The 11,901-nt window shown below is 69.2% G+C and carries 8 protein-coding genes and 2 CRISPR repeat arrays (2 of these 10 cut by a window edge); all 8 genes read right to left on the reverse strand.

Annotation, left to right across the window (positions count from 1 at the left end):
* Positions 1-930: a CRISPR direct-repeat array (repeat unit 28 nt; unit sequence GAACTACCCCCGCGGGTGCGGGGACGAC) (it extends 2,515 nt beyond the left edge of the window).
* 44 nt (positions 931-974) lie between these two features.
* The 8 genes from cas2e to cas3 all read right to left on the reverse strand — a co-directional run bounded on the left by cas2e (position 975) and on the right by cas3 (position 11,167).
* Positions 975-1,298, reverse strand: a complete 324-nt coding sequence (gene cas2e, locus IE252_RS35105) for a type I-E CRISPR-associated endoribonuclease Cas2e (RefSeq protein ID WP_190093520.1) — start codon at positions 1,296-1,298, stop codon at positions 975-977.
* Positions 1,295-2,281: a type I-E CRISPR-associated endonuclease Cas1e gene (cas1e, locus tag IE252_RS35110; protein WP_190093521.1), complete on the reverse strand. Its 987-nt coding sequence runs from the start codon at positions 2,279-2,281 to the stop codon at positions 1,295-1,297. Before cas1e ends, cas2e begins: the two co-directional genes overlap by 4 nt.
* On the reverse strand, positions 2,274-3,065 hold the full coding sequence (cas6e, locus tag IE252_RS35115) for a type I-E CRISPR-associated protein Cas6/Cse3/CasE (RefSeq protein WP_190093582.1): 792 nt from the start codon (positions 3,063-3,065) through the stop codon (positions 2,274-2,276). Before cas6e ends, cas1e begins: the two co-directional genes overlap by 8 nt.
* A gap of 5 nt (positions 3,066-3,070) precedes the next feature.
* Positions 3,071-3,862, reverse strand: a complete 792-nt coding sequence (gene cas5e, locus IE252_RS35120) for a type I-E CRISPR-associated protein Cas5/CasD (RefSeq protein ID WP_190093522.1) — start codon at positions 3,860-3,862, stop codon at positions 3,071-3,073.
* Positions 3,859-5,025, reverse strand: coding sequence for a type I-E CRISPR-associated protein Cas7/Cse4/CasC (cas7e, locus tag IE252_RS35125; RefSeq protein ID WP_190093523.1), 1,167 nt, complete (start codon positions 5,023-5,025; stop codon positions 3,859-3,861). The genes cas5e and cas7e overlap by 4 nt, the downstream gene beginning before the upstream one ends.
* A gap of 104 nt (positions 5,026-5,129) precedes the next feature.
* The gene (casB, locus tag IE252_RS35130) at positions 5,130-6,272 is read right to left on the reverse strand and encodes a type I-E CRISPR-associated protein Cse2/CasB (RefSeq protein WP_190093524.1); all 1,143 of its coding nucleotides are present in this window, start codon (positions 6,270-6,272) and stop codon (positions 5,130-5,132) included.
* Positions 6,269-7,948, reverse strand: coding sequence for a type I-E CRISPR-associated protein Cse1/CasA (gene casA / locus IE252_RS35135; RefSeq protein WP_190093525.1), 1,680 nt, complete (start codon positions 7,946-7,948; stop codon positions 6,269-6,271). The genes casB and casA overlap by 4 nt, the downstream gene beginning before the upstream one ends.
* Before the next feature lie 312 nt (positions 7,949-8,260).
* Positions 8,261-11,167: a CRISPR-associated helicase Cas3' gene (gene cas3, locus IE252_RS35140; RefSeq protein WP_229848999.1), complete on the reverse strand. Its 2,907-nt coding sequence runs from the start codon at positions 11,165-11,167 to the stop codon at positions 8,261-8,263.
* 189 nt (positions 11,168-11,356) lie between these two features.
* Positions 11,357-11,901: a CRISPR direct-repeat array (repeat unit 28 nt; unit sequence GTCGTCCCCGCACCCGCGGGGGTAGTTC) (it continues 215 nt past the right edge of the window).

Here is an 11,901-nt window from a genome sequence, read left to right on the forward strand (position 1 = left end):
GGGTGCGGGGACGACAACGCCGACGTAGGGAACTGGCTGGACTCCGTAGAACTACCCCCGCGGGTGCGGGGACGACTCCGACGAGCTGAGCTTGCGGCGGATCTTGGCCGAACTACCCCCGCGGGTGCGGGGACGACCTTTTTGGCCACAGCGGAGTTTGCGTCGCCGAGGAACTACCCCCGCGGGTGCGGGGACGACCCCGATTTTCGGTGCGACGGGGGCGATCCACACGAACTACCCCCGCGGGTGCGGGGACGACGTCCATCGTGAACGCGTGCGTACTCCCGTCGGGGAACTACCCCCGCGGGTGCGGGGACGACTCCATCGTCATCTTGCCTTCACCGGCCGCCGTCGAACTACCCCCGCGGGTGCGGGGACGACTCGTTGTGCGTGAAGATCGCATCCACGGATACGGAACTACCCCCGCGGGTGCGGGGACGACGACCTGATCGCCGCCTCCTGCTCCTCGCCCCACGAACTACCCCCGCGGGTGCGGGGACGACGTCGCGTCGTACAGGTTGGTGGAGCCGAAGCTGGAACTACCCCCGCGGGTGCGGGGACGACTTTCTCTGTCGCCCGTCATGGTCGACTCCCGGGGAACTACCCCCGCGGGTGCGGGGACGACCTCTCCGCCGCGCGCCTGCGGTCCCGCTCGGCCGAACTACCCCCGCGGGTGCGGGGACGACAGCTTGGCGGACCAAATCTCCGGCCGGAAACGCGAACTACCCCCGCGGGTGCGGGGACGACCCCGCAGCAATCCGGACCAAGGACGCCTGCAAGGAACTACCCCCGCGGGTGCGGGGACGACCTGTCCTCGGGATATTGCACCTGTGCACCTTCGGAACTACCCCCGCGGGTGCGGGGACGACGTGGGCAGCGTCGCCGTGTTCGGCGGACTCGCGGAACTACCCCCGCGGGTGCGGGGACGACTCTTGCTGACCTGGGCTGTTGTCAGGCGATCATGCCGTTTTCCTTTACTTGTTGCGCGGCCTTCCGTGGCTGTCCACTGCTGCTCTTGGTCTGGACATGAGCGTGAGTCCGTCGAAGTCGGTAGGGGTCCATCGGTCCTGGCCAGCGGTGCGGACGGTCCAGCCCTGTTCGGTCCTGGCGGGTTCGATCATGACTGCCTGGCCGTCGCGGATGCGGTCAGCCATGATCTTCCAGAGCCCGTCGCGGATGCGTGCGTTGGGGCTGCCGACGAAGACCCCTGGGGCGGCTTCCGTGAACCAGCGGGTCAGATGGCCACGGAGGCCGGGGGGAGCGGCGATGAGGACGACGACCGTCGTCGCGCCGCTCACGATGTGGTGCTTTCGCCTGGGTCCGGCAGGACGTCGAGGTGGCTGTCCGCGTTAAAGGGGGCGTCACCCCAGTTGCGGCCGCTGCTGACGACGCCGTCCTTGTCGTCCCAGAGCCCTCCTAGGTCTTCTTCCAGCAGGGTGGAGTCTTCTGGGAGCAGCAGGCTCTTCACGTCTTCGACAACGCGGGGCAGCAGTTTGCCCTGGACGATGGCGTCGCGGAAGGCCGTGCGTGCGTCGCGCTCCGAGGTCAGTGCCTTGGCTGCGAGGTCGAAGGCCAGGGGGATGGTGAATTCGGCCTTGTAGAGGTCGGCGATGTCGAGTACGAAGGAGAGTGCGGATCCGGTGTGAACGAAGCCGAGGGCAGGGCTGGCGCCGATGCCGGTGATGACGGCGTGGCAAATGCCGTAGAGGGCGGAGTTCGCTGCGGATAGTAGCCGGTTGACGTCGTCGCCTGCGGCGAAGGCGTCGCCGGGTTTGTAGTCCCGTTTGGTCCAGGGCACGCCGGTTCGTTGGGAGTGCTGGGCGTAGAGTCGGCGGATGCGTGTGCCTTCCCGCCCTCGAAGTTGCTGAACGGTGAGGCCCGTTGTGTCTTCGTGGGGGAAGCGCATGTCGTACATGCGGCGGGCGACCTTGACGCGTTCTTTGGGGCGGGTGACCAGCCACGCCTGCCGTAGCTGGAGCTGGGAGCCGCGGGCGATGCCGTGGCCGGATGCGTAGAGGCGGACGCCGTGCTCGCCGACCCAGCACAGGGCAGTGCCGGAGTCGGCGAGTAGTGTGACGGCTTGGTGCGTGATGCGGCTTCCCGGGCCTATGAGGAGAACAGCCAGCCAGGACGCCGGGACGTGTACGACGCGCGCTTTGTTGACCAGGACGATAGCATTGTCGTCGCGGTCGATGTGACAGCGTTCGACGTAGAGACTGGAGACGCGGTCCTCGAGTCTGTGTACTTCCTGCGGGCCGGTCCGCCACCATGGCTCAGGCATTCGTCACCGCTGCCTCTGGTGCCGGGGCCAGGGTGAGCAGTCCTTGTCCGTATCCCTTGGCGGGCCCGATGCCCTGGAGTAGCGCGGTGCGCAGCGCGGAGGTGTTGGTGACCTGCAGGCGGCCTTCGAAGGTGACTGTGGACAGCGTGACCTGCGGGCCGTTGTGGTGCTTGTGGAAACGCAGGATGTCACGGCTGGTGATTGACACGGCCGGTCCTGACGTGGGTGTGGGGCCGGTCGTGAGTCCTGGGGCCGGTGTGTGGACATGTGCCTGGGGGATGGCGAAGCCGTGGCGTTCGGCGCGGGTGAGTATCCAGTTGAGTTGCTGGGATGCGGTGCGGTGGGCGACGCGGAAGCCGCGTGGGCGGCGGGCCGAGTCTGGTTGTTCGGTGTGCTCCTTGAGGCGGGCGTTCTGCCGCTCGCTCGGCTTGGTGGGGTGCGGCACGCTTTGGACGGGGTTCGCGGTGAGGCGGAAGCCGAACTCCTTGCCGAGGGCGATGCGTTCGAGGAGCGGGGTGTAGTCGGCGATGCGTGGTTCGCCGCCGTCGGCGCCGGGCCAGCCGGCTTCGTCGACGAGGTGCTGCCAGGAGGGGCGGCTTTCGGTGAGGACGAGGATCTCGGCGCGGTGGGGGGTGCTGTTTTCCATCCGCCACAGGATGCGTTCGGTGACGGGCTGCACGGCGAGACCGGCGAGGATGGCCGCGTGCAGGCGGTGGGGGCTGGACAGCAGGGAGAGCGCTTGGCGGCGGCGCGGATTCAGGGCGATTTTGGACAGGTAGGGCATCAGGGTCACCAGCCCAGGAGAGCGAACGGGTCGTGGTCAAGGTGGGCCGCAGGGGCTTTCCCGTCGGCCGATTGTGCTGTTGGCCGGCCGGTGGGGACGGTGATCCACAGGTGGCGGACGGGCCGGCGGCCGAAGAGGGTGCCCGTCTTGAGGTCGTAAGTGTCGGGGACGTCGATGGTGACTTCGTCGCCGGCTGGGTCCTCGACGGTGGCTTCCAGCGTCACGTCCGTCGTGTGGATCTGGTTGCGGCGGTGAGCGGATGCCTGCCAGGGAACGGCTTTGAGCGCGTCATCGAGTGCCGCATCGGCTTGTAGTCCGAGGCTGATTGGTCCGCTGGGAGGGCAGGAGCGGCGGCCGAGGTAGAGCGGGTAGCGGGGGTGGCGCAGCGCGTGTTCGAGGCGTTCCAGGAGGGGGGTTGGGCCGTGCAGCGCGGCGACGAAGACGGCGTCTTGGATGTAGAAGCGCTGGGTGACTCCGGTGTACTTGGGTGGGCTGGTCTTCGTCTGCACGCCCTTGGCGTTCACCTTGGCGGAAGGCAGGGGCATGCCGCGGTGGTCGCTGAAGGTGTGGTAGTCCCGCAGCAGTGAGCCGGGCTGGTCGACGCGCACGCCGAGCCTGATGTCGAGGAGGTCGGTGATCGATGTTTCGCGGGAGCGGCCCTCGGCGGCCGCGAGGAGACCGAGGACGCCGGACTTCGTGGGCTGGTGCCGGGTCTCACGACGGTTGTAGCGCGAGGGGCCGCCCCAGGACTGCAGCGGCGCGGCCAGCCTGAGGATGAGAAGGGCATGGCCGGTCATGACGCGTCGGCCTGGGGGATCTGGCCGTCGGCCAGCCAGTGTCCGAGCAGTCTCCCGAGCGAGTCGAGCAGCTGCGGGAAGGCGATGGACGGGCCGAACGCCTCGGCCAGCTTGTCGGAGCCGAGGTTGTAGGCGGCCAGGGTGCGGACGGGTTCGGCGCCCCAGGTGGCGGCGACGGACCTCAGTTCGCCCGCCAGGCGGAGGGCGGACTCGCTCGCCAGGCCGGTGGCGCCCACGACTGGCTCCTCGTACGCGGAGACCAGGTTCACCGGCTGGTCGGTGCGCAGGGTGAGGAGCACCAGGTGGGGCAGAGTGCGGTGGGCGAAGGAGTTCTGGTGGCCGGTCGGCATGGAGCGGGTGAAGGCATCGACGAACCGGATGGCCGTATCGCGTGTGTCCTCGGCGGAGCTGAGGTTGTCGCGTAGCTGGTGGACGCCGAGAGCTGTGTAGCGGTACAGGGTGGAGGAGTTGAACTCGACGGTGCCGATCATTCCCGCGCCGTGGTCCTCGGTGTTCTCGTCGTCTACTGCTGTGTAGTAGTCGAACTCGGTGCGCACCGCATGGGTGGACAGGGCATGAGCGACTTGGACGGCGGCGTCCACATTGAGGGCGGGCAGGTCGGCGACCATGCGGCCGAAGAGCGCGACCTCCGCAGGGTGGCCGGTGGAAAGAGTGGAGACCACGGGGAGTTTGGCCACCTCGGCCTTGAGGTCCGCGTCGGAGAGGGCACACAGGGCTGTGGCACGGCCGTTCAGCAGCTTGACAATGTCGTCGAGCTGGCGCTTGCCGAAGAAGAGGAGGTAGGCGGACTGCTCCTCCTTCTTGGACGACTTGGTGATCCCGAGAGGCTCCAGCAGGGCAGCGGTCAGCCGATCTGCCTGGGCGGTCTCAAGGCCCGTGCCGCCTTCAGCAGCCGGGCGGGTGAGCCTTTCGGTGAGCAGGGTGGCGATCCGCTTGGTACGGGTCGCGCGGTCGGCCGGCTCCAGAGCCTTGGCGAATTCGGTGCGGGTGGCCCGCTTCCACGCCTGGGAGGAGACCCGGGCTCGGCGGGCGCCGCCGTACAGCGCCTGCTTCGGAGTCCCGGAATCGTCCCGGTTGGGGTTGGAGGGGGGCAGGCTTTGGAGGATGTGGACCTCGACGAACAAGGTGGGGGACTGAGCCATGGAAGGACTCCTCGGTGAGAATGGCATCGCCGGTGGGTGATGCGGGGGCTGCAGCGGGAAGAGTGGTGCGCGCGGCACCGGTCAAGTTCGGCCTTGCGGCCCCGTCAGGAAGTGCTGGCCTTGGGCTGGATGCGGAAGTCGCGGTCCCAGCGTTCGCGGAAACGGCTTTGCACGTCGGGCTGCTTGGGGTCGTCCCAGGTCCGCAGGGCGGTGCGCAGCAGGTCGTAGTCGAGTCCGATGTCGGCGCGGGAGAGCAGGGGGACCAGGCCCCGCAGGTGCATGGCCAGCTCGCCGGTGTCGACCGAAGTGAGCAGGGCGCCGACTCGGCGTTCCAGCGCCTCTTGCCCGCTGCCGTTCTTCGCCAGCAGCAGACGCGCGGCGGTTCCGGGACTGTTGCCCGGGACATGCATGGTCCGGCTGCGGCTTTGCTGGTGCTGTCCGAAGAGGGAGAGCGCGGTGTGCTCGGCGATCAGGTCTCTGGTGAGGGCGCCTTTGTCCCGCAACGCGGAGGACATGCGACTGCGGTAGAACGGCCACATCGCGGGGACGGCGCCGGCCTCACGGGCGGTGCCGGATCGCAGGGCCGCGAGCTGTACACCGCTGTCCGCCCCATCCGGTGCGAAGCGGTCCCAGTACGGGGCGGCATCGGTGTCGTCCCCGGCGGCGGCCGGCTGGGTGTACTGCAGCCCCCAGGAACGCAAGACGCGGTCCTGGGCAGGGCTCTCCCAGGCAGTGAGGTCGTACATGAGCCGGGTGTAGTCGAGGCCGATGCCTGCCTGTGCCAGCAGGGGGACGAGGCGGTACAGGTGCTGGACGAGTTCATGGTGGTCCAGCGCGGTGGCGGCCGCAATCAGTCGCCGCTGGACGGCATTTTCTGCAAGTGTCGCGGCGTGCTGCAGGTGTCGGCAGGCCGTGCCCAGGCCGGTCCCCGGCTGATGGGCGGGTTCGGCAGCCGCCTGCTGGTGGCGGCCGAACAGAGTGAGTGCCGCGTGTTCGGCGATGTAGAGGTCCGGCAGGTCTTGGGTGTCTCTTTGAGTGTCGGTCACGCGGACGCGGTGGGCGTCTCGCATAGCGGCGACTGTGCCCGCCTCGCCGTTGATACCGTCGCGCAAGTGCCGCAGCTTGCGGGTGATGTGTTCCGCGAAGCCGGGGCGGCCTTCTCGGGAACGCTTGTGCCAGTCGGCGGCGGCTTCTTCCCAGAAGTAGGCGCGCAGGCCGGTGCGGGTCCTGCCAGTTGCTGGGCTCATGCTGCGGTCTCCCCGTTGTCCGAGTGTGCGGGCAGCCGGGTGAGGGTCTCAGCGAGCTTCTTGTAGAAGATGCCCACAGCCTTGCCGCTGCGGTACACGACCTCCTTGCCGTTGATTTTCTCAACCCGTCCCACCGTCGCCCGCGGAGGCGCGGCAGCAAGGAGCGCATCGGCCTCCCGGACTGCCGCCGCGCGTACGGACAGTTCCCAGGCGAGTTGGGCCTGCTCCAGCCGGTCGTCGTTCTCACCGACGGTGCGCAGTTTGGCCAGCAGACGGCGCATCGTGGTGTCGAGGCTGTGCAGCAGCCGGGAGGAGGGTCGTTGGCCCTTGTCCCGCGGCAGGGGCTCACCGCCGGAAGCCCGCCGCAGATCGTTGTTGAGGTTGTCCAAGGCGCGGCCGACCTGGTCCGCCTGACTGACGCATTCCAGGACCGCAGCACGCAGCCAGCTGTCCTCGCCGAGCAGGCAGGACACCGGGAGCGGCAGGTTGTCACCGATGGCGTTCTCCACTACGGCGGACTGGGTGCCGTATTCCAGACCGCAGATCTCCACCCCGAGCGGGTAGTTGGCGGGCAGGGCTTCATCGGCACCCAGATCACCGGCTTGGCGCAGCAGGACGGAGGTGTACGGTCCGTCGCTGTCGGCGGGCAGGGCCAGCGCGAGCAAGGTGCCCAACCCCTGCCAGGCCGAACGCCCGGAGACATGGCGGCGGGGGCGCCGTGCGCTCTGCCCCGCCTTGGGCTTCGCCGTGTGCGACCACGCCGTGTGCGGGTCGACTTCCGGAGTCTGGGTGAGACGGTCACCGGCGCAGACGATCACCTGGTGCACGTGCGGCCCCTGTTGCGTCTCGCGCGGGACCAGCCGGATACGGCGGGCCTGGAAGGTGAGCAGGTCCAGCAGCCCCCCGGCTGGACGCAGCGACCACTCGGGACCCGCCGGAGAGTTCCAGCCGAGCGAGGCGGGCCGCTCGTCCCACGCCCACTGGGGCCGGTCCGCCGGGGCCAGGCCGTCGGCCAGGACCGGTGTGTTCAGCATCAGCGTCTCGAACAGACTCTGGCCCAGCGGTACGATCACCCCGAGCTGGCCGAGCGGGCCCGTCGGGTTGCCGGTCGTCTTCCCGTTCTTCGCCTGCGGATCGCCCACGGCCCCGGTCTTGATGGACGCCGTATCCCAGCAGTGCGCATGGAGCAGCCACAACAGCGCCTGACCAGGCGGCAACAGCACCTCGTCGCCCTCGCTGACCGCGCTGAACAACGGTACGTTGTTGCCGGAGGCGAGGGAGGGTACGAGCTGTCCGGCCGACTTCATCTCGCCGTTGAGCGCCTGCAGACCGGCGGCCTGCGCGAACGGGCGCTCACCGTCGAACAGCCGGAAACGGTCGCCATAGCGGGGACCGAGGTAGTCGGCCAGTTGCTCCGCCTCGGCATCCGAGAAGCGGCCGCGGTGGAACCGCTGCGCCCACTCCAGCCGAGTACGCGGCACACCGATGGCGTCCCATACCACCGGCAGCAGTAGTTGGCGCAGCAGCGCAGGCAGCATCGTCGGCACCGGCAGCTCCAGCATGCGGACCGTGTGGGCACTAACAAGCCCGCCCAACAGGCCTGTCGTACGGACGGTGCCCTCGGCGTCCGCTGTGCTCAGACAGTCGCCGGCGACTAGATCTCCCGCAGCGTCCATGGTCGATACCCCTCCAGGAATCATGCGCGCCAACGGACGCGCAGGCCGATATCCCAACTCGCCCTGTCTACGGCGGAGTTGACCCATCAGTGGGCCTCGATAAGACTGGCAGGAAATGTTTAATGCTTACAAGCCGGTTCGAGGAATCTGAGCGAACTTGCGCGGCCTGTCCGGTCGGGCGAGCCGGTACCCTGCCCCACGGCGCGGGGAGCCGCTGCCCCTCCCCGGCTTCGGGGGTGTTCCCGTTTAGTGCTTCACGTCGTCCCCGCAGCGCGGGGTGGGCGGAACCCCGGGCACGGCTCCCCACGCCATTCACCCTCGTTCGACGACCAGCCCAAGCACGTCGTCGTACCCGACCCGGTCCTTGCCCAGGACAGCCGTTCCGTCGTCGTCCAGAACCAGCGCCCGCGCGTAGCGCAGCCACGGATGACCAGCCCACCCCGGCAAGGGAGCAAGTTCCGCCTCCGCGGCCTCCGCAAGGCGGGGAGGAAGCCGCACCGTGCCGCCCAGCAACCGGCCCACCGCCGTCTCGTCGTCCACTTCGCCGTGCACGCCCACCCAGGTCCCGTCGACCGCCCGGTAGCCCTCGGGTGAGCGGCGCACGATCACCGCCTCCACCGACCTCTTGCCATCGCGGACCACCGCGTCGAGGTCCTCTTCGGATGCCGCCCGGCTGCCCGCGTAGTGGAGCCCCTCCAGCGTCGGCGTCCCCCATTCCCGCGGGCGCGTCAGCAGGAAGCCTTCCGCGTTCTTCTCCCGCTGCTGCTCCTTTGCCTGCCACACCGCCCGGGCCGCACCCTCACCCCAGTGCGGCGGGCAGACCTCCGCCTCCCCGTAAGCCTTGGCCACCAGACCCGGCACATCAGCCGGAATACTCCAACCGTCCCCGCGCACCGTGCCTGCGTCCAGTGGGCCGGCCGCGTCGGCGACCAGAGCGGCCGCCCTCAGCAGGGCCCACTCCCCGTAGATCGCCTTCGATGCCGGAAGGAAGCGGGGCCGCCCGCCTTCCCCGCCCGCGACACCCGTCACCAGGACACGCGGTTCAGAGAACGCAGCCGGTCGGCGGGTCCCGCTGTGCCGGTGGAGCCGCCCGATGCGCTGCAGCAACAGATCCACAGGAGCAAGGTCGGTGATCAATAGATCCGCATCTATATCGAACGACTGCTCGGCAAGCTGTGTGGCAATCACCACCATCCGCTCGGGCCGCTCCTCACCCGGATCTGGCCCCAGCAACCGCAGGCACTCCTCGGTCCGGTGTGCCCGATGGGCCGAACACAGCCGCCCGTGCAGCAGCTGCACCTGCCCCTCGAAGCCCTTCTCCATCAAGGCTTGGTGAATGGCCTGGGCGCGGACGACCGCATTGACCACCACCAGCACCACGCCGCCGCCAGCCACCTCTTCCTCGATCGCCGAGGCAATCAGCTCCCCGTCTTCCGCGATGTCGGGCAGCCAGCCGATCCGCGTCGGCGTCGACGCACGCCAGGACGGCACGGCCTCACGCGAACTCGTCGCCACAGGCGTCCCGTTGAGGGCATATGCCACGGTGACACACGGATAACCGGCTGGCTCCGGCACCGCGCAGTGGACATCCGCTGCGCTCAAAGCACCCGACAGATACGCGTCGACGAACGCCTGCCGCTGCGCCGGCGGCAGCGTCGCCGACAGCAGGACCACCGGGACCCTGGCCTGGCCGAGCCAGCGCAGCGCCTCCAGGAGGAACTGACGCATGTAGACGTCCGCGGCATGCACCTCGTCGATGACCACAACCTTGCCGTACAGACCCGCGAAGCGCAGCATCACGTGTCGCGTGCGGGTCGCCGCGTGCAGAAGGTGATCGACCGTGCCGACGGCAAACGCGGTGAGCAGGCCCCGCTTATTGCCGAGGAACCACTGGGCCGGGCCGTCACGCTCCTCCTGGGGAGCATGGTTGCCATCTGACATCCACGGAGGCATGCCGTATTCCGCGTCCTCCTCGGTCGCCCCGTAGACGTCGAACGGGTCCAGCAGTGCCGACTCGTCGTCTGCGTCAGACTCTCCAGCCGGGCCTGTCCGCTCGTGTTCCCAGATCTGCCGCCACGCGGGGTTGAAGCGGCGCTTGCCGTGCAGCAGCGCAACCTGCGCTTCCAGGTCCGGCTCGAACGACCGTACCCACTCCAGCACTTGCTCGTACATCGGATCGCTTGTCGCCTGCGTCGGCATGGCCACAAAGACACCGTCCAGCCCGAAACGGGCCGCCAGCACCTCAGCCGCCGCCAGCGCGGCCTTCGTCTTGCCCTCGCCCATCGGAGCCTCCGCCACCATCAGCCCCGGTGCCGGCAACGACCATGCCTGTTCCACCAGTTCCCGCTGCGAGGCCCTCGGATTGACCTTCAACCGCTCCGCAAGCGGAGCAAAGCGATCACCGGGAACCGCGAGTGCACCCCAACCGCCTCGCATGCCCAGGCGCCGCCAGGCCGCCTCGGCCCGCTGACGTGCCCCGGCGAGAGAGATCTTGCGCGCATCCGTGAGCCCTTCGAACTGCTCGCTGTCACTGGCAATCCAGTCCGCCATCACGATCAGCCCGGACAGCCCCAGCTGCTCCGCCCGGTTCAACATGCCCACCGGGCGCGCACCAGCGAGGTCTTGGAAACCAACGGCCCGGGTGAATACGTCCACCACCGCCCTCTGCGCCTCCGCCCACGCAGCCCCGCGCCCCTGCGCCTCCCGGTGCTTCGGCTGCAGCCCCTGCACCGACGGAAAAGCCCCGTGATGGCCGGCCACCAACGGCCATACCCATGCTGCGCTCTCCGCGCTGCCCCACTCCGCGACCAGCCGCGGTCGCAACAGCGCCGCACCCGCCACGTCATGCCGCCAGCGCTGCCGCCGGTCCGCCGGCAGTCGCCCCCATGTCAGACCCGCGGCCCTGACCGGGGCGGCCTCCACATCGTCCATCGCCTGGAAGGCAGGACAGGCCTTTCCGCAGTCATGAATCCCGCAGATCCACATGAACCACACACGCCCGCGCCCGCCGCTGATCTCCTCCAGGCGGCGCCGCAACGCGGCCGACAAGTACCGCTCCCACATCACCTCGGCCACGGCGGCGGTGTCCAGCAAGTGCCCAAGCAGCAGATGGGACCGCCCCCCGTTCCGCGCGGCGGACTTCCCCCACAACCGCGACACTCTGGCGATAGCCTCGTCCGACAGGCCCATGACCCGCATCACGGCAACGATTGACCGCATGTCCTCCACTGGCACAGCCCCTTCCGTAGAGTGGACCCGCACCATAGACCCGCCCACTGACAACGGTCCTTGATCACATGCCCGACCAACGGTCCCCGCCAAAGGAAAACTAATCCCATCGCTGGCATCACCGCAGGTCGAGAAGTGTCGTCCCCGGTGATGCCAGCGATGGGATTAGTTTTCCTTTGGCGGGGACCCGCACCCGCGGGGGTAGTTCGGCCGCGGTCGCGGTGCGCGCCGCCGACCTGCGGTCGTCCCCGCACCCGCGCGGGTAGTTCCCCTGCTCAGGTGCGGGGCGAGCGCGCGGTCACGTCGTCCCCGCACCCGCGGGGGTAGTTCCGTGCCCTGAGCGACGGTGAGGCGGTGCCAGGCGTCGTCCCCGCACCCGCGGGGGTAGTTCGCCCCACCTCGCCGCAACGGCGAAGCGATTCCAGTCGTCCCCGCACCCGCGGGGGTAGTTCGATCCGCGTCGACGTGGCCACTGCGCCGGTGGCGTCGTCCCCGCACCCGCGGGGGTAGTTCCCGTCGTCAAGGCACGCACCGCCGGGTTCTGGGGTCGTCCCCGCACCCGCGGGGGTAGTTCCAGGCGCCCGCCGCCCCGCAGGCGGCCAGCGTCGTCGTCCCCGCACCCGCGGGGGTAGTTCCCCGGGCGTGGTGCCCGCGCCCGGCTACGCGGAGTCGTCCCCGCACCCGCGGGGGTAGTTCGCGCGGGCGGGTCAGCCCACCGGCTGCTC

The sequence above is a fragment of the Streptomyces melanogenes genome, from assembly GCF_014649795.1.
Taxonomy (GTDB): domain Bacteria; phylum Actinomycetota; class Actinomycetes; order Streptomycetales; family Streptomycetaceae; genus Streptomyces; species Streptomyces noboritoensis.

Excerpts from the sequence above, each read along its gene's own strand:
- cas1e (WP_190093521.1), bottom strand. The coding sequence starts at position 2,281 with ATGCCTGAGCCATGGTGGCGGACCGGCCCGCAGGAAGTACACAGACTC.
- cas6e (WP_190093582.1), bottom strand. The coding sequence starts at position 3,065 with ATGCCCTACCTGTCCAAAATCGCCCTGAATCCGCGCCGCCGCCAAGCG.
- cas5e (WP_190093522.1), bottom strand. The coding sequence starts at position 3,862 with ATGACCGGCCATGCCCTTCTCATCCTCAGGCTGGCCGCGCCGCTGCAG.
- cas7e (WP_190093523.1), bottom strand. The coding sequence starts at position 5,025 with ATGGCTCAGTCCCCCACCTTGTTCGTCGAGGTCCACATCCTCCAAAGC.
- casB (WP_190093524.1), bottom strand. The coding sequence starts at position 6,272 with ATGAGCCCAGCAACTGGCAGGACCCGCACCGGCCTGCGCGCCTACTTC.
- casA (WP_190093525.1), bottom strand. The coding sequence starts at position 7,948 with ATGGACGCTGCGGGAGATCTAGTCGCCGGCGACTGTCTGAGCACAGCG.
- cas3 (WP_229848999.1), bottom strand. The coding sequence starts at position 11,167 with ATGCGGTCAATCGTTGCCGTGATGCGGGTCATGGGCCTGTCGGACGAG.